We start from the raw sequence: 23196 nt of genomic DNA on the forward strand, positions 1-23196 counted from the left end.
CCTTATACGCCGCAGTGCGCATCCTCGCGGAGCGTTTTTTACTTTACAGGAAAGCAATTTCCTGTAAAGTAAAAAAAGACGACCTTTCGCACGGTCGTCCTTTTAGGAGAAGGTATTTTTACTATGGGGTGTAGCAAAAATTATATAATGTATTGGGGGGTTTTTACGTTAATTATAGTACCATTTTCCCATTCAAAAGTGTGCACAAACTTCCAAAAAAATTCACATTCCTTTTATTCAATCTGTATAGCCCATAAATTTCATATCTAAAATACCACTTATTTTTTGCACAAAAGAATGGCTTTTTTAGGCTTCTATTTTGGTCTGACCATTTTTCTGCTCTTTTCCTCATTACTCGCGTAACAAAGAATGTGCCTTGGCACATTCTCGCGCCTGCGGCGGTCGCTTGCGACATCTACCTTATACGCCGCAATGCGCATCCTCGCGGAGCGTTTTTTACTTTACAGGAAAGCAATTTCCTGTAAAGTAAAAAAAGACAGCCACCGATCGGCTGCCCTTTTAAGGAGAAGGTATTTTTACTATGGGGTGTAGTAAAAACTATATATATAATGTATTGGGGGGTTTTTACGTTAATTATAGTACCATTTTCCCATTCAAAAGTGTGCACAAACTTCACAAAAGTTGCACATGCTTTTTGTACACTTTGTATAGTACCTTTTTCCCATTTTCGAAAAAACCTTCTCTTTGGCTTCTACTCCTCCGTTGTCTCAGTTACAACATCAGCTCCGCTCTGGAATAATGCTTCAAATTCATCTCTTCCAATCTTTTCTTTTTCCAAAAGAAGGTCTGCTGATTTATGGAGTACATCACTATTTTCCTGAATGATTGCCCTTGCTTTGGCATAGCATTCGTCAATGATGCGTTTTACTTCTTCATCAATTTTGGATGCCACACCCTCGCCATAGCCTCTGGTATGTGCAAGATCTCTTCCGATAAACACTTCGTCATCATCATTGTTATAATTAATCAGTCCGACATTTTCGGAAAATCCGTATTTCGTTACCATTGCTTTAGCAAGCTCGGTTGCCTGCTTGATATCCTGTGAAGCTCCGGTTGTGATATCATCAAAAATCAACTCTTCTGCCACACGTCCACCTAAGGAAACAATTATCTGCTGCAGCATTCTTCCCTTGGTATCAAACATTTCATCACGCTCCGGCAATGGCATCGTATAGCCTGCTGCTCCACCACCGGTTGGGATAATGGATACGGTATATACCGGTCCCACATCTGGAAGTACATGGAATAAAATCGCATGACCCGATTCGTGATATGCGGTAATCTTCTTTTCTTTCTCGGTAATAATCCGGCTCTTCTTCTCCGGACCAACACCTACTTTTAAGAAGGATTCCTTAATATCTTTCTGGATAATATAACTTCTGTTTTCTTTGGCTGCAACAATTGCCGCCTCATTTAAAAGATTCTCCAGGTCTGCTCCGGTAAAACCTGCTGTAGTCTGTGCAATCTGTTTCAAATCCACATCCTCTGCCAGGGGTTTATTCTTTGCATGTACCTTTAAGATTTCTTCTCTTCCACCAATATCCGGACGCCCCACATGTACCTTACGGTCAAATCTGCCCGGACGCATAATTGCAGGGTCTAAGATATCGACACGGTTGGTTGCTGCCATTACGATAATTCCTTCGTTGACACCAAATCCGTCCATCTCTACCAGAAGCTGGTTCAAGGTCTGCTCCCGTTCATCATGTCCGCCGCCCATACCGGTTCCTCTTCTTCTTGCCACTGCATCAATCTCGTCGATAAATACGATACACGGTGCATTTTTCTTGGCATCTTCAAAAAGATCACGTACACGGGATGCGCCGACACCAACAAACATTTCTACGAAATCAGAACCGGAAATACTAAAGAACGGAACGCCTGCTTCTCCGGCAACTGCCTTGGCAAGCAGAGTCTTACCGGTTCCGGGAGGTCCCACCAGAAGAACTCCCTTCGGGATTCTCGCTCCCAGTCTGGTATACTTTCTCGGCTCTTTTAAGAAATCTACGATTTCTTCTAATTCTTCTTTTTCTTCCTGCAGTCCTGCCACATTTTCAAAGGTTACATTGCGGTTCTCATCGGTGGTCATCTTTGCCCGGCTTTTTCCAAAATTCATCATCTTGCTGCCACCACCACCGCCTGCTGCCTGATTGTTCATAACAATCATAAACAGAATAAACATTGCTCCAAACACAAGTAAGAGCGGCAATAAATTCATCAGCCAGTTTTCTGCCGGAATATCATTCACCACATAAGAAGTAAATTTTTCCTTATCCATCAGTGATTGAGCCTCACTGACATCCAGCACATATAAGGTCTCTTCTGACTTATCCGTTTTGACAATATCCAGTCTTCCGGTTGGATAAACTCTGTTTGGCTGCACTTCTACAGATTTAATCTCATCATCAGCCAGTTCCTGTTTAAACTGGGCATAATTATAGTCATCCTGATTCAGATGCTGTCCGTCCAGTAAGAACCAGACCAAAACCACAACTACAATCAGACTGATATAAAAGCCCCATCCTCTATATGATTTCTTCACGCAAACTCCTTCCTATCCCAAATCAAGAATGCCAATGTATGGCAGATTGCGATAGCGCTGGTCATAATCAAGACCATATCCTACTACAAATTCATCCGGAATTTCAAAACCGGTATAATCTACCGCAACGTCTGTTATCCTGCGATCCGGTTTATCTAACATTGCACACAATTTTAAGCTCTTCGGTCCTCTGGCGGATAAATCATCCAGCAGATAACGCAGTGTTCTTCCTGTATCAATAATGTCTTCAATGACAATTACATTTCTACCTTCAATAGATTCTTCCAAATCTTTCTTTATGGTGATTTTTCCACTGGACACGGTTGACGCGCCATAACTGGAAACGCACATAAAATCAATTGTTACCGGCACGGTAATACGCTTTGCCAGTTCACAGGTAAAGAATATACTTCCCTTCAGTATGCAGATTAAATGAACGCTTTCACCTTCATAATCCTTGCTAATTCTTTCTCCTAATTCAGCAATTTTACGATCAAGTTCTTCCTCTGAGAGTAATACACGAATCTGCTCACTCATTGTCTTCTCTTCCTCCATAATATTGTATTTCCAAAATCGTCTTCGTCGTACTGCTTACTTTGTAATATGCACTGATCCGGTATCCCACAATCCACAGGATATGAGCACCGTCTGCCACCAACGGAATAGTGTCCCGCTGCTCTTTTAAAATTTTCTCATTTACAAAATACTGCTTCAGCTTCTGTGTTCTGCCCGTCTCATCCAGCACAAAATAATCGCCCGGCCGTCTGTTCCGAATCAAAAGACTATTTTTTATTTTATCATAATCCAGCCATTTCGTATACTTTTTTTTAGAAATTCCTTCCGGTAACTCTTCCCGTTTATAAATCCGACAGGTAAAATCCGGATGTTCTTCTATTGAAATCCCACAACAACCGGCTGGTTGACCGCTTTGTCGTCCGACCGGCTGACTGGAAGACTGACCGGAAAGCATTCCTACCGGTTCTGTAATTTTATGCTCCGGTTGTTTTTCACACTTTTGCAGACGCACACCGCCATAAGTCCGCTCTGCCACCACCTGATAAGGCAGGTTCACGCTTCTTCCCGTCTGCATGGCAAAAAGTTTCTGTACCAGTTCTACATGGGTTCTTGTAATATCTTTACTGCTTGCGGCCGTCTCACAGATACACTCCTTTATAATGCTTGTATACAGGATTTCCGGTTCTTTTAAAAGCTCCTCCGATATCAGGAAAGCCTGCGTCTTTTGGAAATCTCTTTCTACATATTGTGCCCTTTTTTCTTCTATTACAGCAGACAGATATTCCTGTGTCTTCCGGATGTCATCCCCCAGCTGTTCCATATGGGCATAAACTCCGGCATTCAGTTTCTCCAACACCGGAAGTACCTGATTACGAATCCGGTTTCTGGTATAATCCAAAGATGCATTGGTAGCATCTGTACAGTAGCTTTCACCTTTTTCTTTTAAATAATTTTCGATTTCCACCCTTGCCGTATGAAGAAGCGGACGGATGATGCCATCTCTCACCGGCGGAATTCCAGCCATGCCACGCATGCCGCTGCCCCGGATCATATTCCAGAGCATAGTCTCTGCCAGATCATTACGGTTATGGGCAACTGCAATTTTCCCTTCCGGCGCACCCAATTCTTCTAACGCTTTATGAAAACTTTCGTATCGTAAATTTCTTCCCGCCTCTTCTTCCGAATATCCATGCTGCTTTGCATATTCCGGCACATCATAATCATAGCGGAATAGCTGCACCTGATACCGCCTGCAAAGTTCCTCCACAAATGCTGCATCCTGAAGGCTTTCTTCGCCCCGAATGCCATGCTGCACATGGACTGCTGCCAGCGTAAAGGAAAGTTTTTCTTTCAATTCCAGCAGATGCAGCAGCAGGCATACGGAATCTGCGCCACCGGACACTCCGGCAACCACTACATCCGACTGCTCAATCATATGATATTGTTCCAGAAAAGATTCTACACCAGGAATCATATTATTTCTCCCAAATTGCGGTAGCAAGCACCGTCATATCGTCTGCCGCCTTTCCTCCGGTAAAAAGTAACACCCGCTCTAAAATGCGCTTTGCAAGAATTGTTGCATTATTAGTCTCAATGCTTTCTATGATTTCCTGCATGGTTTCTTCCGGATTCGGCACATGTAAATATTCTAGCACACCATCTGATACCATGACAAGGAAATCTCCGTTATATAAGTCCTTTTCGCTTTTTTCCATATCCAGTTTATAAGACACGCCCACCGGAAGACTGGTGGAAATAAGACATTCCACTATGCCATTTCTCCGGATAAAGGTTGCCGCCGCTCCGATTTTATAAAAACGGCAGGTTCCGTCATATAAATCCAGTTCACTGATATCCACCGTGGAAAATAAATCCTCCTGCCCTTTCATCACCATGGCAGAATTCATCATGCGGGCTGCCGTTTCCACATCAAAGCCCGCCTCCAGAAATTTTTCCACCAGTTCAATGACCATTTCACTTTCCTTGCAGGCAAGACTTCCAGAACCCATGCCATCCGATAAGCACATGACCATTTTTCCACTTTCCGGCTCCAAAAAGGAAAAGTTATCCCCGGAAACGGCTGCTCCATCCTTTACCATCCGGGCTACGCCATAAATTGCCTGAAACCGCGGCTCTTCTTCATAGGTATAGAGGTTGACGCCTTTTCCAATCAGCGTCTTGGTATCCTTCTCCGGAATCATGCGCCGGTTCAGTGCTCCGGCTACTGCCTTTGTCAGTTCTCTCGTAGTGACACAGCCATCTTTTACCATGACTTTCATCATAAGCTGCCAGCGGCCGTTTTCCTTTTCCCAGAGCTGTTCATCAATCACTTTTATGCCCCGCTCCCTTGCCCGATAAGCTATGTCCTGCAGATTTGACCGGCACTCTTCTGTAATATTTTTCTGCTTCTTTGCACAATCCTCCATGATATATGCCATGGCATCCAGCTGCTCGGCTATGACCTCACGGTTTTCTACCAGCCGGTTGTACCACGCCATATTTAAAGAAGCTTTTTCAAATATCCGAAGAGCCTCCGCCGTCATTTCCTTCATATAGGGGCAATATTCTTCCATTTTCTTTTCAATATCGCGGTTTGTCTTTCCCGCCTCCCGGATAGATTGCAGCAGTGACGACAAATAGCCGTACATGGGGCTGTCATCCTTTTCCCAGCAAAGAGCACACTGGTCGCAGGAAACACACATTTTCCCGGTTATCTCATTTTGCATCCTGCCCATTTCCTCTGCCGAGAAACTGGTATGTTCCACATTCATCCGCCCGAATATATCTGAAAGGCTTTGAAAGGACTTTGCATAGGTCAGTAGTTTTTCTTCTTCATTACTCTTTATCTCCGGTATTGGCTGATTCACAAATGTAAATTCCAGAAAGCTATGTATGATACGGCTTAACACCATGGTGGCCGCAAATATAAAGACTCCTTCTAAGACCGCCATTTCCGTCCGCATTCCGTCTCTTACGTTTAACATTTCTCCAAATATGGATAATAAGGTTGCCGAACAGCCTGCGCCAAAGGCAGCTATCCAGGTATAACAGCCTTTATTTACCCATTCTGCCAGCTTGATGATTACTATGGTTACCAGCAGTGTCATTACATATTTTGTCATCAGTGTCAGTGGCAGCATAAATGCCATTCCAAGAAACATTCCGATTCCCAGCAGCAGCCGTCCGCCCCGTTCCAGGTAAGCTGCCGCAAAATATGCCGGGATAAAAGGGTAGCAGCCTGCAAATCCAAATTTACACACTGCTACCCCTATAAAACATATTACCGCCTGTTTCGTTCTCAATTTCTTCATTTCCATTGTTCCTCCTTCTCCTGTCATTTGTGACAGCAGAAGCTATTATAGAAATGTTTGTCCGAAATCTTTGTCAAACCGTTGTCTCATTTCAAAAAAGTTTTCGGCAAAAAGCGGAATGGTTTGTCTATTTTAAGTTTTTCTATGGTCTTTATGTTTTCGAAGCTGTTCTACTTCTTGTCTTCCTTGAAGATAATCTCATTTTCATGGGTCAGTCCCAGCTTGCTCTTTGCCTGGTCTTCAATATATTCCTGACTCTTGGTATATTCTTCGTAATTATCCAGCTGATTCTGACGTTCTGTTTCATCTTCTAAAGATTCCGTCAGTGCCTTCTCTCTGGCAGTATACTCCTGCTCCTTCTGGTAGAGCTTAACAATTTGAACTGACATAATCACCAAGAACATTATCGCAATCAAAGAGATACAGATTCTTCCGTTTCGTTTCTGTTTTCTTTTTCTTCGACTATTTGTCATACTCATTTCCTCATCTATAGTTTACATAATACCATTTTAATGGTTTTACGGATTTTTTTCAACGTTTTTTGTAATTTTCGTAATAATCTTCTGATTTTCCCTTTCAGGAAACGTAAGGGTACTGCCACCATGCGAAATACTGCCCGCAATGGTTTCCCCACTACCTGATACAGTTTCTTAAATACTTTTACGATTCCCTTCACCAGCCATGGACTGATGGCATAATTGCATAACAGCATCCCAACGCTCATGCCCAGCATGCAAAAGCCCCGGATTGCTCCGTCATTTTCCCGGCAGAGCATAATAAATATAAATATGGCACTGCCGATGCAGTACAGCATATCCTCCACTGCAACCATCCCTGTTCTATGGGGGATCAGCCTGCGCAGAATCCGAAGCAGGTCAAAGGCTAAGATTAACAGAAATCCCACCAGCATGAACCGGAGGAACCTTAAGGCTTCACCGGAAATTTCCGGGCTGATTTCTATCATTTAAACAACCTGCCTAAGAAGGATTCTCCGCCACCTTTGTGATAGGTTTCCACATCCGAATAGGTTAAGCCATCAATTTTCCCTGTGACATCCACTTCCCCCTGTTCTAAGGACAGGCGGTTTACATGAAGGTCATTTCCCTTTATCAGAAGCATTCCCTGTTCTGTTTCCAGTAAAATCTCATTTACATCAAAAGAAAGCACATCCAGCACTCCGCTGAAGTTTGCACTTTTCCGGTTTGCCAACAATACTTTATGTGCTTTTGCTGTTTTCAATTCTTCCATTCAGTCTCATACTCCTTTACCCGAAAGTTAGTCCTTTCCAAAATATATGAGACTGTTTCTCTTTTTATGCGTTTTTACTCTTTTACAGATAGCGGAATAATTCTCCTGCCTCTTCTTTCTTGGTGGTATCTGCGATTGCAACCACTTCTACTTTCACCGTCTTCTGTCCAAACATGATTTCGATGATGTCACCTGCTTTTACATTGACGGATGCTTTCGCCGGTTTGCCATTTACGGTGACACGTCCGGCATCACAGGCTTCGTTGGCAACGGTTCTGCGTTTAATCAGGCGGGTTACCTTTAAATATTTGTCTAATCTCATTTGCTTACCTTCTTTCTTTTTGAAATTCGAAGTAGCATTGTCCATCCTTCTATGTTCCATGAAGTAAAGAAACGGAAACTGGCTTTTGTATCTAATCAGAATGCGTTGTAATTTCTGTCCTGATTTTTCCTTGATATAAGGCTGGCTTTCCGCTTGCTTTGACGGAATGCGGCGGTTGTCCGTCTGCTGCGGATACGACCACTCGCCAGCAAGGGTGGCTAAGCATTCTGCTTAAAGAAAATGGTTATTCTGGCAACCGGCGCAAAGTCGCATCCATGCTCCAATTGCACCTCGCTGACACCTCCCTGTGTCAGCGTTGCCGGTTGCTATGCAGAATGCAAGCCACCCTAACCGTCTCGTTCATGTATCCGCATACAGGCGAACACCCACCGCATTTTGTCAAACATTGGAAAGACAGACTCAATTAACAAAAGGAAAAATCAGGGCTGCAATTACAGCATTCTGGTTTCACAAAAACAGTTTCCGTTTCTGTGTCTTCATGCATATAGAATGATAGAAAATTCTTTTCTACTTCGAATTTCAATAAAAAAAGGTGTAGCAAAAGCAGTTTTCTACTTTCGTTACACCTCTAATCAGAATCATTTTATCAACTTATTTATTGATTAAATCTTTTAAAGCTTTTCCTGCTTTGAACTTAGGTGCTTTAGAAGCTGGAATAACCATCTCTTTACCGCTCTGTGGGTTTCTTCCTGTTCTTTCAGCTCTTTCAGATACTTCGAAAGTACCAAATCCAACTAACTGGATTTTCTCACCTTTTTTTAATTCTTCAGCTACGATATCAGTGAAAGCTTTTAAAGCTGCCTCTGCATCTTTTTTAGATAAAGCTGTTTTTTCAGCCATAGCTGATACTAATTCTGCTTTGTTCATGTTAAAATTCCTCCTCTGGATTTTATAATTCTTCTTGAGGTCTACACTCTCCAAGATTACCTACGAATATATTTATACTTGTTTTTCCTTTATTTGTCAAGGAAAATACGGTAAATTAAGGCATACAATTTGGTCTATAACATTTTATTGATTTTGTCCAAAACTGCTTTTCCAAGGACTTCATATTTCTGCTCTGCTTCTTCCATAGATGAACCCTTCACACCAATGTAGAATTTTACTTTCGGCTCGGTACCGGATGGTCTTACACAGAACCACGCAGCATCGTTTAATTCATAGTAAAGTACATTAGAGCTTGGAAGTCCTGTTGCTGTTACTGCTCCGGTTGCAAGGTCTGTAATGGTATCCTTCTTGTAATCACGTACTTTTTCAACTTTATAGCCACCGATTTCAGTTAAAGTTTCGCTGCGCAGTGTATCCATGATTTCCTGAATCTTAGCCAGACCCTCGATTCCCTTTAATGTAATAGACTCAACATGGTCTTTATAGTATCCATATTTTTCATACATGGCAAGCATTGCATCCCAAAGAGTCATATTCTTGGTCTTGTAATATGCAGCAGCCTCACATAACGCCATAGATGCTACCACTGCATCCTTATCTCTTGCATAGGTTCCGGTCAGGCAGCCGTAGCTTTCTTCCATACCAAAGAGGTAGGTTCCTTTTCCGGTCTTTTCGAACTCTAAGATTTTGCCACCGATAAACTTGAATCCGGTTAATACTTCGATTAACTGAATGCCATAGTATTCTGCAATGGCATCTGCCATATTGGTAGATACGATGGATTTGATAAATGCACCATCTGCCGGCAGGGAGCCGTTGATTGCTTTCTTCTGTCCGATAATATAATCACCAATCAGGCAGCCGGACATATTTCCGGTTAAGGAATGATATTCTCCCGTCTTAGAATCCTTTACATATACACCAAGACGGTCTGCATCCGGGTCAGTTGCAAGGATTAAGTCTGCATCTACTTTCCTGCCCAGTGCAAGTCCCAATGCAAATGCTTCCTCTGCCTCCGGGTTCGGATAACTTACGGTTGGGAAATCTCCATCCGGAAGCTCCTGTTCCGGAACAACATATACATTTTCAAAGCCAAGCTCTTTTAACACACGGCGGACCGGGATATTTCCTGTTCCATGTAATGGTGTGTATACAATCTTAAGGTCTTTGCCTACTGCATCAATGGCATCCTGATGTACCACAAGCTTCTTAAGCTCTGCAATATAAGCATCATCGATTGCCGCGCCGATAGTCTCATAAAGACCTGCTGCCCTGGCATCCTCTAAGGACATGGTCTTAACGGTGCTGTAATCAGTTACTTTCTTTACTTCATCCATAATTCCGGTATCATGAGGTGGTGTAATCTGTGCACCGTCCTCCCAGTATACCTTGTATCCATTGTATTCTGGCGGGTTGTGGCTTGCTGTAATATTAATTCCGGCAGTGCATCCTAATTTACGGACTGCATAAGATAATTCCGGTGTTGGTCTTAATGACTCAAATACATATGCTTTGATTCCGTTTGCTGCAAGGCAAAGTGCAGATTCATCTGCAAATTCCGGTGACATATGTCTGGAATCGAAGGCAATTGCCACACCCTTATCCTGTGCATTTACTTTTAAAATATAATTTGCAAGACCCTGTGTTGCTTTGCGGACAGTATAGATGTTCATACGGTTGGTACCGGCACCGATCACCCCACGTAATCCTGCTGTACCAAACTCAAGATCTTTATAGAAACGATCCTCAATTTCCTTGTCATTGTCTTTGATTGCCTGAAGTTCAGCCTTGGTTGCCTCATCAAAATACGCTCCCTCAAGCCATGCTTCGTAAGTTTCCTTGTAACCCATTCCTGATTTCCTCCTGCTTTTCATTTATGTTGTTTACCAAAAGAACCTGCCAGTGGCAGCCTCCTTCGGATGTCTCGCCCTTTCATTTCTCCCACTAATTCGTAAGACTGTTAACTACCTGATTTAATGTACTTGTCGAAGAATTATTGTTACTGGTTAATGTATCAATAATTTCACTCAATGCCTTCCTATATGCATCAGAGTCACTGGATGAACTTCCACTGGAGCTGTTAGTTCCACTGGAATTCGATGTACTGTCGGAATGCTTATGCTCCACGGTTGTATTCTCTTCATTTCCGGCAGTTTCCGTCGATTCTGTCTCTGTACTGCCCGTATCATCACCTGACAACGCAATTTCTATCTGTGCTTCCGGTGAATTTACATATAGCCGCTTCGACCAGGTGTCATATCCATCTGCAGTAATCTGTATGGAATGAATGCCATACTGCAGCTGTAATGGCTGTGTATAATCAACCTGACTACCATCAATATACATCAAAGCGCCTGCAACATCAACCGCAAAGGTTAAAGTACAATATTTCGGATCCTCACCCTTTATGGAATCTACATCCACGGAAATCTGCTCATTTCTTGTTACAGCTACCTCTGTGGAACCGCCGTAGCCATTGCCGGCAACGGTTAATTCATAGGTTCCTTCCGGCACCTCTAACTGCATATTCTCCGTGATCTTATAATAATTCTTATGATTCAGGCTTAACCAGCCGCCCTCTAATGCCTGTGTATTTACAAGCTGGATGACTCCATGTCCTGTTGTAACGGACACTGACAGCACTTTCCGGTCAATTCCCTGTATTCTTAAGGTGTCCTGTCCGGTAACTGCGGACAATTCTATGGCTGCATCTCCGGAAAACACTTGTAATTCTTCATCATAAGAATACTTTGTGTCTCCGATGGTAAATATCTTATCTTCTTCATTATAGGAAAATTTTCCGATATCGTCCATCTCCCATGCATCTGCCGACTGCTCCACCTTTTCTAATATCAGGTCTTTGTCCCGTAGTGTTAAAGTAACCACTTTTCCCGGTACCATGGATGCTGCCGAAATCAGACTACCATGTCTGTCTTTAAAAATTGTCCCGTCTGTATAAGAATACTGTTCATAACGTCCCGTGTCAATATTCAGAAATGTCATTGTTGAAAGTGTTGTATCAACACCACTTACCGTATACAGGCTGCTTTCCTCTGCCTGTGTCTCTTCCTCCGTTGCTGCCTCAACACCTGATGCATAGCCTTTCATGCTGACAGGCCCATCGTCTTTCTTTCCACAGCCGCTCAAGGCCACAAATACTGTGAAAATAACCAAAGCCAACAGCCAGTGCTTCCCTGATTGCTTCATTTCGCACCTCTTTTTCTCCTGTATGCTCTTTTTCTCCGGCAATTGCCTGTACATGATTATACATGATTATTCCACAAAATAAAATAACATTCTTAAAAACTGCTGGCGGATTTCTTCCTGTTCGATAACCCGGTTCAACTTCTCAATGTCTCTGCCGGACACCCACGCCTTATTGGCATTAAAGTAGTGATTTGCCACTTTCCAGAACTTCTGTGGGTATGCCATCCTTACATAAAGCTGCTCCCATTCCTCTGGTAATAATTTTCGTCTTTTTTCGTAAGCTGCCAGCATATCCGTTGCCAGCCCGATATTAAAATTATGTTTTTCCATCAGTTTCCGTAAGAAATGCGCCAGATCCCCTACCAGCACATCATAATGTGCCTGTTCAAAATTTGTAATTATAATTTTACCATGGGTAAATAATACATTATGTTGGTTAAAGTCTCCATGGCAGATTCCATACATTGCTGCTTCCCGGCTCTGCTTTCCGCTCTGCCCCTGCGTTTCACCCGGATTTGGTTTCATCAGCCGATGTTCCACGTCCAGTGCCTGTTTTAAGAAAATCTCATAATTGCGCATAAATATCATTTCAAATTCATTCTTTTTATGCTTTCCATGAATATAATTACGCACCTTTTTAAGCTCCCGGTTGTGCCGGAATACCTCCATGGCATAATCCTGTCCGCCAATTTTTAAATTTTCATCCTCCACCTTCTGCAGGACAAGATGCAGCTTTGCCAGTTCTTCTACCGCAGCAAGTACATCATCACGGCTCCTGGTCTCACACTCCCTGCCCTCCATATATTTTCTGGCATAGTACCATGTTTCATCCACCTCCTGGGCTAAAATTTCTCCTTCCCTGGTATGTATGATTTCATCTGCTTCTATTCCATTTTCTTTCAGACGGAGCAAAACATGTTCTAAAGCTTCCGCTCTGCCTTTTGACCCGCGAAAAGATCCTATTATTATTTTTCTGCCCTCTGATGTCGTGCAGATATAGGTTCCCCTTCCTTTCTGGATGGCGGTTACCTCAAACGGATACTGTTCTAACAACTGGCTCGATAAATTATACACAAAAACCCCTCCATACGACGAATTCGCACAAATCTTTATGCGTCTTTCTATCATATGAAGAGGTTCTTTAAAGTATAACCTGTCAGATATTCTTTTGTATTCTTTTCCGGTTCTTCAATTACCACGTCTAAAAGCTTTGCCAAAATGTTCCCTATCTGCGGACCGGGCTTCACACCAAGTTCTATTAAGTCCCGTCCGTTAAGTGCAAGGTCTTTTAGTGTCAGACAGTCTGCATCTTCGATTATTTTATCATAAATCTTATGATATCCGTCCAATGCTTCAAGCTTTTCTTTCCTCTGATAATCACTCTGGGCTAAAATATCTGCTTTCTTCAGTTCAAATATAACCGGATAGCACTCTAATCCTGCCTTCTGTATTGCCTTTCGTACGGACTCCGGTGTCAGTGCCGGGTTAATATCGTGAATTGCCACCAGCCGGCAGACCATATCAATGGTTGCATTGTCGAATTTTAATCTGCGTAAAATTGTCTTCGTCTTCTTTGCTCCCACCTGCGGATGCTCGTAGAAATGGTCAATTCCATCTTCATCTGTACTGCGGCAGTCGGGCTTTGCCACATCATGAAATAATGCTGCAAGCCGTAGCACCTTGTCTGCTTCCACACCTTTTAACACTTCAATGGTATGCTCTCCTACTGTATAACAGTGATGGGGATTATTCTGTGGTGTACGCATCATCACCGAAAATTCCGGCAGTACCACATCCGCAATTCCTGTGGCATATACGGTATGCATCTCCTCCGGATGAACTGAGGTAAGAAGCTTAACCAGTTCTACCTGAATACGCTCTGCACTGACCTTTTTTAACATCGGTGCAAGCTCCTGAATCGCTTCTGCTGTCTCTTCTTCTATATCAAAGCCCAGCTGTGCCGCAAAACGCACTGCCCGAAGCATCCTTAAAGCATCTTCCCCAAATCTCTCCTTTGGTTCTCCTACACAGCGGATGATGCCACGCTTTAAATCTCCTGCTCCGTCAAAAGCATCCACCAGTCCCCGCTGTTCATTATATGCCATGGCATTAATGGTAAAATCCCTGCGTTTTAAATCCTCTAAAAGATTATCTGTATAGGTTACTTTCTTCGGATGTCTGGCATCCTCATATTCGCCATCAATCCGGTAAGTTGTCACCTCATACCCTTTTTTATCCAGCATTACCGTTACCGTTCCATGCTCAATTCCGGTATCGATGGTGCGCCCAAAAATTTCTTTTACGTCTTCCGGATAAGCAGAAGTGGTGATATCCCAGTCCTGAGGCACACGTTGAAGGAGGGTGTCTCTGACACACCCTCCTACTGCATATCCTTCAAAGCCTGCTTCCTGCAGCTTCTCAATTATAAACTTAACATGCTCTGGAAGCTTCATTACCATACGTTTTCCCGTTTCCTTTGCCTTACTTCTGTTCCTGTTCTTCAAAGAACTTATACGTTCCTTTGGATTCTGCTTTTACTGCATACAGAAGATCATCTGCCACTTTAATCATTTCATCAATGTCTTCTGCCTTCTTTACCTGATTGGAAGAAATAATACCAATAGAGCAGGAAAGTAATTTCTTATCATCAATCTCAACCGGCTGTCCGATTTCTTTTGCAATCAGTTCCCTGAACCCATCCTGTTTCTTAATCTCTTTATAGATAGCCTTTGCGGTATCCTCTAAGGTCTTTTTTTCTCCGGTGTAGAGGAAAATAATAAATTCATCACCACCGAAACGTGTCACAAAGCCCTTGTCCCTGCAGACCCTGCTGAAGATATTTGCCATGGACTTAAGCAGCAAATCTCCCACATCATGTCCAAAGGTATCATTATATCCTTTGAAATTATCCAGATCGATAAACATAATACCAAACTCATGCTTCATGCGGCCCTTTTTAATCTTCTGGATAATTTCCCCGATGTTCTGATAGAATCCCTTCCTGTTGAGAATTCCTGTCAGCTGATCGGTTACTGCAGATTTATACAATGCAGCATTCATTTCATAGAGCTTCTCATATGCATAGAGACGATTCAGTGCATACTGTACCTCCCGGAACAAAAGCTCATAAATCCGCATATCACTCTCATCTAACATATACCGGCTGACAGAGGAATGCCAGTTATCCTTCATCAGAATATATGCTATCATAATGCTTGTTACTTTTCCATTGTCAAAGAATGGAATGGCAACAAGGGAGCATACATTATCTTCATCAAACAGTTTGACCACATTCAGATGTTCCGAATAGTTACTGCTGATTTTCGATACAACAAACCCTCTCTGTGTCTTTTCGAACACTTCCTTTAAATACTTCTGCTCCTTCATAGAAAGGCTGGCTTCTGTATTATCATAAAGTACCTTTGGTTTTCTTCCATGATACTGTATATATAATGCCCGGTCCAAATTAAAGTGATACAGGAATGTCCGCATCACATTCTCTACCATTACTTCTGCCGAAACATCCGTCACATCAATGGTCTTCTGCCATGTCGACAGAAAATCCATCTGACGTCGTTCCTGCTTGTAAGCACGGTTAATGCTTTCCTGCTTCAGCTGCATTTCCATCTCCAGGGTAGATATCACATGAAGAGGTTCTTCTAATAAATACTGTTCCAATGGCTCTAATACCTTAATTTCTTCATCTGTAAGAGAATGGGTATTATCCTCAAGATATTGTTTTAAGATTGCCTCTTCATTGCTCTTAAGTTCCATTCTTCCTGTCTGCCCATAAAAGCGGATCCTGTCCTTACGGAACAGCTGATAACAGAAGAACTGGTTCCCCTCAGTCCGCACCAGATGTGTCTCTGCACAATTAAAATCTTCAAATGCAGACGAATCATTACCGGAATCCACTTCAAGTAATGCCCGTGTGAAATGATAAAGGAACATATCATCATCACAACGTGCATAATCGTGGATGATTCCCAGATCATTCTGAAGCTTTTCTTTTTCAATTATGTAATTTAAGAACTGTTTGCAGTTATTGAGGTACTGTTCACAGTTGAAACGGTTGCCAATCTTCTGATTGCACAATGCTAAGAGTCCATACAATTTGCTTAAATTGCAGACCCTCAGACTATTCAAATGCAGACGTTCAATGATCTTCATGCAGCGCATCAGATATTCGTTGGCTTCCTTGAATTCTTCTGCTGCAATACAGTTAATTGCCATATTGTAATATACTTCCGCAATATCCTCCGGCAATTCCAGATTATATAAAATTTCTACTGCTTTCTGAAAATAACGCTTTGCAAGATCATTCTGTCTTAATGCCGTTAAGGTATAACCGATTCCCGAGAAAATACGTCCACTTTCCACAGAACGTTTGTTGTCCAGTGCTTCGAAAGTTCTTACCGAATACAGCAATGAAATCGGATACATACCGTTGGTAGACGCCAGCATAATATTCTTCTGGTATGCATTGTAAATAAGCTGTGTATTGCCAATTTCTGTTGCCAGTCTGATTCCCTTACTGAAATAAATAAGCTGGGATTCGGAATAATATGCCTTTGCTACAATCTCCGGCTTATTGTCATAGGCATATACATAAATGTACGCCAGATGATTCCGGTAATTATATTTCATTAATTTTTCAATCATGGCATCGCTGACTTCCACGTTCTGTGCACAGAAGAAAATATTATTCCAGCCTGCCATCTTCGCCTGTATTTCTACCAGCTCTGCTTCAAACTGACCGCGCTCCATGCCACCTTCTATTGCAATACTTTTTGCAACACCTGCACATTCAGTGGCTTCCTGCAATTTTGACTGATACATATAAATTACAGAGCGGATATAATATGCATGAAAGCGCATCCTGCGGTTCTTTTTCTTCCCTGCAAGCTGTAAGATACCCTCACTTATTTCCAGTGCTTTTGGCAAATCCCTCATATATACCGATACATATGCATAGAACTGCCAGAGTTCGTATTTCACTTCATCCGATACGGTAAAATTTTCAAATCTGATTCTGCGGTCTACTTTCTCCAGATAAAACAATGCCTGTTCAAAATCCATGAAAAAAACAAGATTCTGTAATGTTCTGATATCTTCTTCAATACTTTCTGCTGTAATAATCTCATCTCTTTGTTCCTGGGATTCTCCGGCATTTCCAATGCGGAATATTGCAACATTATTGTCCAATTCCTCCGTTACGCTTTCCCAGCCCGGCAGCATATATTCCGGCAGCCGCTGCTGCTCATTCATGCCGAGAACGATTCCGATATTCTCTGTATGCTCTGCCTTTAACAGTTCATAGACTATTTCTATGGTTCCCATTCCGGCAAACTGCACACGGTTAATCCAAAGCATAAACGGCTGTATCTTAGAAACTTCAACAAGCATTGCCACAATAGCATCATGCATCCGCTCCCGCTCATAGTCAACTTCTGTATACAATAAACTCTCTTTCCGGATACATTTTCCGGTCTCCCGGTATGCTGCAATAATCGGACGCTGCAGGGAATAGACATTACACTTGTCCAGAAATTCATCAAATGTCATCTCCTTCTGCTGGTCGAAAAGTTCAAAAATCAAATCCAGAAACGGCTCATATGCTCCCGATAATTTCTCTGCCCGGAATTCGTGGGCTGCAAAATGAACCTTTTTATTATTTGTTATCTGCTCTGATATTTCCAGCTGCTTTAATGAAAAATCATTACTGTATTTTGCCAGAACAATGTTGTGTTCTTTCTTTCCAATCTGTGCAAAAACCTGTTCCAGAATACTGTTATAATATTTTTGAATCATCTGTTTCCCCCTCAGAAATATTCAAAAAGGCTCTGAAAATATATGATAATTCCCTGTTATCATATACCTCCCTTTCTCTTTCTGTAATAACCTGTCTGGTATTTATAATTTATATATTAGTATAGTCCTCAAACCCACGGATTGTCAATGTTTGTTGCGACTTTTTGAAGGGAGTTTGAATGAAGTCCTGAAGCAGGTTTTAATAGAAATCCAGTCCTTTTTCGGTATCATTTATTTTCATAAAAATACAGCTGCTTTATAATGCATGTATTGGTAATTGCAGAAATTTTAATGCAGCTCTTGCTGCAATCTCCGTCGGGTCAACTATATTTTCTCTGATTCCTGCCAAGGAAAAAGCAATTGGTAATTCAGTACATCCCAGAATCACACTTTGCGCACCCTGTTTAATCAAGGATTTTAAAATATCGTCAAGTCCGTACTTTTCTACATCCTTTTTTCCAGCTTTAATACACTGATAGATTACTGCCATAATTTTCTGTTGCTGCTCTGCATCCGGATAAATCGTTTTGATTCCCTGTGCCCGAAGCTCTTTCTCATAAACCCCACTCTTTATCACGCCATCCGTAGCCAATACGGCTGCACATGATATATTCTGCTCTTTTAAAGCTTTTACTGTCTCGCGGGGCATATGCAATATCGGGATATCAGTAAATATTTTTAACCGGTCATAAAAAAAATGTGCTGTGTTACAAGGTATCATCAATAAATCTGCTCCCATATTTTGCAGACTTACTGCACTTTTTACCATCTCTGGTATAGGATCCTCTCCATTTTCAAGAATAGCTTTCGTTCTATCCGGAATATTCGTGTTACAATCAACACAAACATGCACATAGTTCTGATCGCAGTCTGCATCTGACACTTCAAAAATCTTTTTCATTAAATCGCAGGTAGCCATCGGTCCCATGCCACCAATAATACCTATTGTTTTTTTCAATTCCGTTCCTTCTTCCTCAGGTCATGTGTCAAAGCTCAGAAAGCCCGGAAATCATTATCATTTCCAGGCTTTCCTTGTAATGTACTTCAAATTTTCCATCAAAATCTGACATGCTGTATGTTTACATCATTTTTTAAGTTTTTTAATACTCTACCTTCCACATATAGCGTCGTGTTGTCAGTGGATGCTGTCTCTCCTCAGCCAAAGCCTTATTATAAACCGGATATACATTTGTGAATAAGGAATGGTTAAAATAGTCTACGACTGATGCATCAATTGTAGACAGCCCTAAATCCTTTGCATCAATTACTTCAATCCGTTTTGCATAAGTCTTCAAAAACTTCAATGCACGTTCATCCAACGGTCGATTGGTTCCCTCAGAAACCTGAAGCACAAATGGTACTTCTTTATCTGTAATTTCGAAAGGTCCATGGAAAAATTCCCCACTGTGAATACTGGAAGAATGAATCCACTGCATTTCCATAAAAATACATATACTTTGCATATATGCTGCACCATAACCCGCTCCGCTTGCCATAGTATAAATAATTTTATCATCTTTATATTCCTTGGCAAACAGTTCAGCCCGTTTTTCCACATGCTTACATGCATGTTTCACAATACCATCAATACGTCCAACACCATCCATAAATTCTTCATAATGCTCATACCCTTCTGTCTGATTCAACAGTTCCACTGCCACCAGAAGTGCACAGATAATTTTTTCACCAGCAATATCCTTATTATCCCCAAAAGTATAATTGATAATATAATCACCAAATGGGGTAATCTCTGATTCCTCTTTCCATGTCAGAATAATTACAGCTGCACCTTTTTCCTTTGCCAGCTTCGCTGCATTAATTGTTTCCGGTGTATTTCCCTTATGGCACGATAAACACACGATTACATTTTTTCCCAAATCCTTCGGAGTACTATATACAAATTCATTACTATTAATTAGTGCTGACTTAATATTTGCACATTCTCTTTCCATAAATGTTTTCGCTGGATAAAGTGCTCCATTAGAGCCACCACATCCCACAAAATATAATGCTTTAATACCGCCTTCTTCTTTTCTGCTTTCTAAAATTTCTGTAATTACATTCTTGATTTCTGTTGGCTTCATTGATAATCCTCCCATAAATATTTTTAATACATTGTTGTTATATTATTCTGCAAGCATCGGTCTCGCTAATTTCTGAATATATGAAATTTCTTCCTGGCTCAGTTTACAATACTCACTATTATCCATACTACATCCGGCATCCTGCACATACATCATTTTGGTATCCTTTTCTACAATAGTAAAAAACCAACGCTCTTTCGGTACATTGTATAAAGTTCCTTTCTCCACCGGAGTTAATTCAATATTAAACTTTCCATCTATTCTGTCCGCTGTAATAATAATACATTTTCCAGAAATCAAAATGAATTGTTCATCTGTCGTATGATGTATCTCTAAATGCTCTAACCCATCAATGTCATTATTCGGTTTCCAATTTTTAATACAAACAACCCATTTTTCATTCCGATATGCACATTCTATTCCTTCTCCATCATATCTGTAACTTGTCGGCTTTATATCCATATACTGTTCCTCCTTAAACCCTTTTAATTATTTCTATTATCAATTATTCTTCCTGCAATTGGCGTTCCATACCCAAACGCTCCTTCGACACCGCAAATCTTTGAAGCGAATTCTGCTCCAGCCTGCATGGCTTTCTTTAAAAGTTCTTTAACATTCCCATCATCTTTACTTTCTTCTTTAAAAAATTCCGGTTCTTTATGCCGTAAAATATATGTCAAAAATGTCGCGAAATAAGAGTCTCCTGCACCCATAGTATCCATAATGCTTTCTGCCTTTACAGCTTTTTCATACATCATTTCACCATGGTATAAAATGTATGAGCCAGCTTCTCCTATTGTTCCCAGAACAAATGGGACTCCAAGCTCTTTTACTTTATTCATTTCCCTTTCGCGTTCTTTATCACTTAAATGTGCACAGGAAAGCATCGCCACTTTAATATGCGGACAAATTTTTTTCAGATATTCGTCTGTCCATCGATTTGAAAAATCAAATGCAACCGGAAGACCCAAAGAAGCAATTTCTTCTATGTCATCATCTATATAGGCATTCAGATTTGTATAAATCAGATCAAACTTTCTTATATATGAAAAATCTTCCTGCGTAAAATCATAAGGATACTCTTTTGCCACACCTCCATGATTGGATCCGATAAATACGCGATCTCCCTGATTCAGTGTCACACATGCAAATCCATTTTCACCTTCATAATTCCTGCTATGTGAAAAGTCTACATTCATATTTTTCAGTGCTGCCTGAATGCATTCTGCTACTTCATCATTTCCAAATTTACCTAAAAATGCACTTTCTGCATTATTCATATGCGCATATGCACATGTGTTAACACACTGACCTCCTGGATACATTTTCCCCCTGGAAAGATATTTGTCACAAACTGCATCTCCAATTGCAATTATTCTAGGCTGTCTCATTTTTATTTCTTTCTCCTTTCTTTCAATTTTTCTTTCACCCAGACTCCCTCACCTCTTCTTTTTGCAACAAGCAATTATTTTTCCAGATTCGCTCTTTCATTTTTTCAGATAGCCATTATTAATATTTATGTATATCTGGCAATCCATCATGAGGTGGCAGTTCCCACAGCCTGTCAGAATAACACAGGCTGTGTGCTGTTACTGTTTTCTTTATTTTGCCACCACCGGTTTTTATCAGAAAACAAAATATCCGATTCCTGTTGCTACTAATACCGATACAATTGTACATACAAGTCCCGGCCGCATATAGCTGTGATTAAATATGAATTTTCCAATCTTCGTAGTACCTGCCGTGTCAAAAGCAAGACCTGCTATACACTGGCTGGAATCCGGGATAAAGTAGTTGGATGAGCATGCCATCCATCCACCTACGATAATATAAGCCGGCAGTTTCAATGCAATTGCAATCGGAATCATAATCATTGTCGTAGACGCTTGTGAACTCGTCAGTGCACCTACCAGAAATACTGCAATAATATAAATCCAAGGATATTTATTTGTTAATGCTGACAAATTTTCTGTAATGAAGTCTGTCTGTGCTCCAACAAAGGTATTTACCAGCCAGCAAAGTCCCGATGCAAGAATAACAGCAAAGAATCCAGTCTTTAACAACGGTACTTCTAAAATATCGTTACTATCAATTTTACTTACAATAACAATAATTGCGGCAGCTACATACATAATAATCTGGATTAAAGATGTCATTGCTAACTGTGTACCATCGCTAAATGTTGGACGGAGTGCCGGGAAAATACCGCATATTGCAATTACTACCATAGAAACCAGGAAGATAGCAACAGAAATCTTTGCTTTTTTGGTTACCTGTTTTTCTCCTTCTACTTTCTTTTTAAAATCTTTTACCAGTCCATCTGCAACTCTCTGCTGATATTCAGGATCATCCTCTAACTCCAGGCCTTTCTTGTATACAGACAATGCTGCAACCAATACTCCTATCAGTGCTGCCGGAATTGCTACCAGCATAATTGTTGCCAGATTTACTTTTTCAAAAATAGTCATATAACCCACAATAGCTACTGTTGCAGCTGTTATTGGTGATCCGGTATTTGCCTGCTGGGATGAAATAATACTAACAGAAATCGGGCGCTCAGGCCGAATTCCATTTTCCAATGCTATTTCATTAATAACCGGAAGTAACGAATATACAATATGTCCGGTTCCACAACAGAATGTAAATAAATACGCTACAAAAGGTGCTACCAAAGTAATGTTTTTCGGATTTTTCCGTAATATTTTTTCTGCAAGCTGTACCATAAAATTCAATCCGCCAGTCGCCTGCATCGTACAGGCTGCGGTAATTACTGCCAACATAATCAGTATAACAGTAATCGGTGGATCTGATGGAGTCACTCTAAAGATATATACGAAAATCAACATTCCGATGCCGCCAGCCATTGCCAGGAAACTTCCACCTTTTCTGGTTCCCCACACAATAATCAGCATTAAAACAATAAATTCAATCCAAAACATGGACATCTACCTCCTCTTTTTTATTTATTCCAAAGCATGTGCACTACTTTAAAACCCAAATGTGTTAATTTGTTTTTATTTGTATTGTTTTATTTTGTATCTATTTGTATTATATATATTCCATACATTTGTGTCAATAAAGAAATACATTTTCGACATTATGCACAATTTTTTGTTTCACTTTTTGTACATCAATATCAATTTAATTGTGCATAGTAAAACCCGCCAGGAGCACTGGCGGGCATACAATTAAATACTTTTTATTCTTCTGTTTTCTCTTTCTTTC

The 23196-nt window shown here is 41.0% G+C and carries 19 protein-coding genes; all 19 read right to left on the reverse strand.

Features of this window, described 5'->3' with window-relative positions:
• Nucleotides 1–712 precede the first annotated feature (712 nt).
• The 19 genes from ftsH to LKD41_RS11850 all read right to left on the reverse strand — a co-directional run bounded on the left by ftsH (nt 713) and on the right by LKD41_RS11850 (nt 22910).
• Nucleotides 713–2563 (reverse strand): ATP-dependent zinc metalloprotease FtsH, encoded by a 1851-nt coding sequence (gene ftsH, locus LKD41_RS11760; protein WP_227701282.1) that lies wholly within the window; start codon nt 2561–2563, stop codon nt 713–715.
• 12 nt (nt 2564–2575) lie between these two features.
• Nucleotides 2576–3100 (reverse strand): hypoxanthine phosphoribosyltransferase, encoded by a 525-nt coding sequence (gene hpt, locus LKD41_RS11765; RefSeq protein WP_022242336.1) that lies wholly within the window; start codon nt 3098–3100, stop codon nt 2576–2578.
• Nucleotides 3093–4553 carry a tRNA lysidine(34) synthetase TilS gene (gene tilS, locus LKD41_RS11770; RefSeq protein ID WP_227701283.1) on the reverse strand — a complete coding sequence of 487 codons (1461 nt, stop codon included), beginning with the start codon at nt 4551–4553 and terminating at the stop codon, nt 3093–3095. Before tilS ends, hpt begins: the two co-directional genes overlap by 8 nt.
• A 1-nt stretch (nt 4554) precedes the next feature.
• Entirely contained in the window at nt 4555–6390 is a 1836-nt protein-coding gene (locus tag LKD41_RS11775; protein WP_227701284.1) for a SpoIIE family protein phosphatase, read from the reverse strand.
• 170 nt (nt 6391–6560) lie between these two features.
• Entirely contained in the window at nt 6561–6863 is a 303-nt protein-coding gene (locus tag LKD41_RS11780; protein WP_022242339.1) for a septum formation initiator family protein, read from the reverse strand.
• A gap of 14 nt (nt 6864–6877) precedes the next feature.
• Nucleotides 6878–7354, reverse strand: a complete 477-nt coding sequence (gene yabQ, locus LKD41_RS11785) for a spore cortex biosynthesis protein YabQ (RefSeq protein ID WP_227701285.1) — start codon at nt 7352–7354, stop codon at nt 6878–6880.
• Nucleotides 7351–7638 carry a sporulation protein YabP gene (gene yabP / locus LKD41_RS11790; RefSeq protein WP_022242341.1) on the reverse strand — a complete coding sequence of 96 codons (288 nt, stop codon included), beginning with the start codon at nt 7636–7638 and terminating at the stop codon, nt 7351–7353. Before yabP ends, yabQ begins: the two co-directional genes overlap by 4 nt.
• An 82-nt stretch (nt 7639–7720) precedes the next feature.
• Entirely contained in the window at nt 7721–7960 is a 240-nt protein-coding gene (locus LKD41_RS11795) for an RNA-binding S4 domain-containing protein (protein WP_022242342.1), read from the reverse strand.
• A 612-nt stretch (nt 7961–8572) separates the two neighbouring features.
• Nucleotides 8573–8848, reverse strand: a complete 276-nt coding sequence (locus LKD41_RS11800; RefSeq protein WP_022242343.1) for an HU family DNA-binding protein — start codon at nt 8846–8848, stop codon at nt 8573–8575.
• A gap of 134 nt (nt 8849–8982) precedes the next feature.
• A complete protein-coding gene (locus LKD41_RS11805; RefSeq protein ID WP_117697716.1) occupies nt 8983–10719 on the reverse strand; it encodes a phospho-sugar mutase in 1737 nt (578 codons plus the stop codon).
• Nucleotides 10720–10813: 94 nt separating this feature from the next.
• A complete protein-coding gene (locus LKD41_RS11810) occupies nt 10814–12076 on the reverse strand; it encodes a hypothetical protein (protein ID WP_227701286.1) in 1263 nt (420 codons plus the stop codon).
• A 66-nt stretch (nt 12077–12142) separates the two neighbouring features.
• The gene (locus LKD41_RS11815; RefSeq protein WP_227701287.1) at nt 12143–13150 is read right to left on the reverse strand and encodes a phosphotransferase; all 1008 of its coding nucleotides are present in this window, start codon (nt 13148–13150) and stop codon (nt 12143–12145) included.
• A gap of 50 nt (nt 13151–13200) precedes the next feature.
• A complete protein-coding gene (locus LKD41_RS11820) occupies nt 13201–14535 on the reverse strand; it encodes a CCA tRNA nucleotidyltransferase (protein WP_227701328.1) in 1335 nt (444 codons plus the stop codon).
• A gap of 22 nt (nt 14536–14557) precedes the next feature.
• Complete coding sequence (locus LKD41_RS11825; RefSeq protein ID WP_227701288.1) at nt 14558–17887, reverse strand: tetratricopeptide repeat-containing diguanylate cyclase; 3330 nt, start codon at nt 17885–17887, stop codon at nt 14558–14560.
• 256 nt (nt 17888–18143) lie between these two features.
• Nucleotides 18144–18845 (reverse strand): aspartate/glutamate racemase family protein, encoded by a 702-nt coding sequence (locus tag LKD41_RS11830; RefSeq protein WP_227701289.1) that lies wholly within the window; start codon nt 18843–18845, stop codon nt 18144–18146.
• Nucleotides 18846–18987: 142 nt separating this feature from the next.
• Nucleotides 18988–19971, reverse strand: a complete 984-nt coding sequence (locus tag LKD41_RS11835; protein WP_117697731.1) for an SIS domain-containing protein — start codon at nt 19969–19971, stop codon at nt 18988–18990.
• A 42-nt stretch (nt 19972–20013) separates the two neighbouring features.
• Nucleotides 20014–20433: a hypothetical protein gene (locus tag LKD41_RS11840; RefSeq protein ID WP_022242350.1), complete on the reverse strand. Its 420-nt coding sequence runs from the start codon at nt 20431–20433 to the stop codon at nt 20014–20016.
• 23 nt (nt 20434–20456) lie between these two features.
• Complete coding sequence (locus LKD41_RS11845; RefSeq protein WP_227701290.1) at nt 20457–21362, reverse strand: fructoselysine 6-kinase; 906 nt, start codon at nt 21360–21362, stop codon at nt 20457–20459.
• 234 nt (nt 21363–21596) lie between these two features.
• Nucleotides 21597–22910 (reverse strand): anaerobic C4-dicarboxylate transporter family protein, encoded by a 1314-nt coding sequence (locus LKD41_RS11850; protein ID WP_227701291.1) that lies wholly within the window; start codon nt 22908–22910, stop codon nt 21597–21599.
• Nucleotides 22911–23196 lie beyond the last annotated feature (286 nt).

Origin of the sequence: Roseburia sp. CLA-AA-H209 (genome assembly GCF_020687575.1) — a bacterium.
In the GTDB taxonomy this organism is placed as follows: domain Bacteria; phylum Bacillota; class Clostridia; order Lachnospirales; family Lachnospiraceae; genus Roseburia_C; species Roseburia_C amylophila.

Excerpts from the sequence above, each read along its gene's own strand:
- LKD41_RS11825 (WP_227701288.1), bottom strand. The coding sequence starts at position 17,887 with ATGATTCAAAAATATTATAACAGTATTCTGGAACAGGTTTTTGCACAG.
- hpt (WP_022242336.1), bottom strand. The coding sequence starts at position 3,100 with ATGAGTGAGCAGATTCGTGTATTACTCTCAGAGGAAGAACTTGATCGT.
- tilS (WP_227701283.1), bottom strand. The coding sequence starts at position 4,553 with ATGATTCCTGGTGTAGAATCTTTTCTGGAACAATATCATATGATTGAG.
- LKD41_RS11810 (WP_227701286.1), bottom strand. The coding sequence starts at position 12,076 with ATGAAGCAATCAGGGAAGCACTGGCTGTTGGCTTTGGTTATTTTCACA.
- LKD41_RS11775 (WP_227701284.1), bottom strand. The coding sequence starts at position 6,390 with ATGAAGAAATTGAGAACGAAACAGGCGGTAATATGTTTTATAGGGGTA.
- LKD41_RS11845 (WP_227701290.1), bottom strand. The coding sequence starts at position 21,362 with ATGAGACAGCCTAGAATAATTGCAATTGGAGATGCAGTTTGTGACAAA.
- yabQ (WP_227701285.1), bottom strand. The coding sequence starts at position 7,354 with ATGATAGAAATCAGCCCGGAAATTTCCGGTGAAGCCTTAAGGTTCCTC.
- yabP (WP_022242341.1), bottom strand. The coding sequence starts at position 7,638 with ATGGAAGAATTGAAAACAGCAAAAGCACATAAAGTATTGTTGGCAAAC.
- LKD41_RS11850 (WP_227701291.1), bottom strand. The coding sequence starts at position 22,910 with ATGTTTTGGATTGAATTTATTGTTTTAATGCTGATTATTGTGTGGGGA.
- LKD41_RS11780 (WP_022242339.1), bottom strand. The coding sequence starts at position 6,863 with ATGACAAATAGTCGAAGAAAAAGAAAACAGAAACGAAACGGAAGAATC.
- LKD41_RS11795 (WP_022242342.1), bottom strand. The coding sequence starts at position 7,960 with ATGAGATTAGACAAATATTTAAAGGTAACCCGCCTGATTAAACGCAGA.
- LKD41_RS11840 (WP_022242350.1), bottom strand. The coding sequence starts at position 20,433 with ATGGATATAAAGCCGACAAGTTACAGATATGATGGAGAAGGAATAGAA.
- LKD41_RS11800 (WP_022242343.1), bottom strand. The coding sequence starts at position 8,848 with ATGAACAAAGCAGAATTAGTATCAGCTATGGCTGAAAAAACAGCTTTA.
- LKD41_RS11805 (WP_117697716.1), bottom strand. The coding sequence starts at position 10,719 with ATGGGTTACAAGGAAACTTACGAAGCATGGCTTGAGGGAGCGTATTTT.
- LKD41_RS11820 (WP_227701328.1), bottom strand. The coding sequence starts at position 14,535 with ATGGTAATGAAGCTTCCAGAGCATGTTAAGTTTATAATTGAGAAGCTG.
- LKD41_RS11835 (WP_117697731.1), bottom strand. The coding sequence starts at position 19,971 with ATGAAGCCAACAGAAATCAAGAATGTAATTACAGAAATTTTAGAAAGC.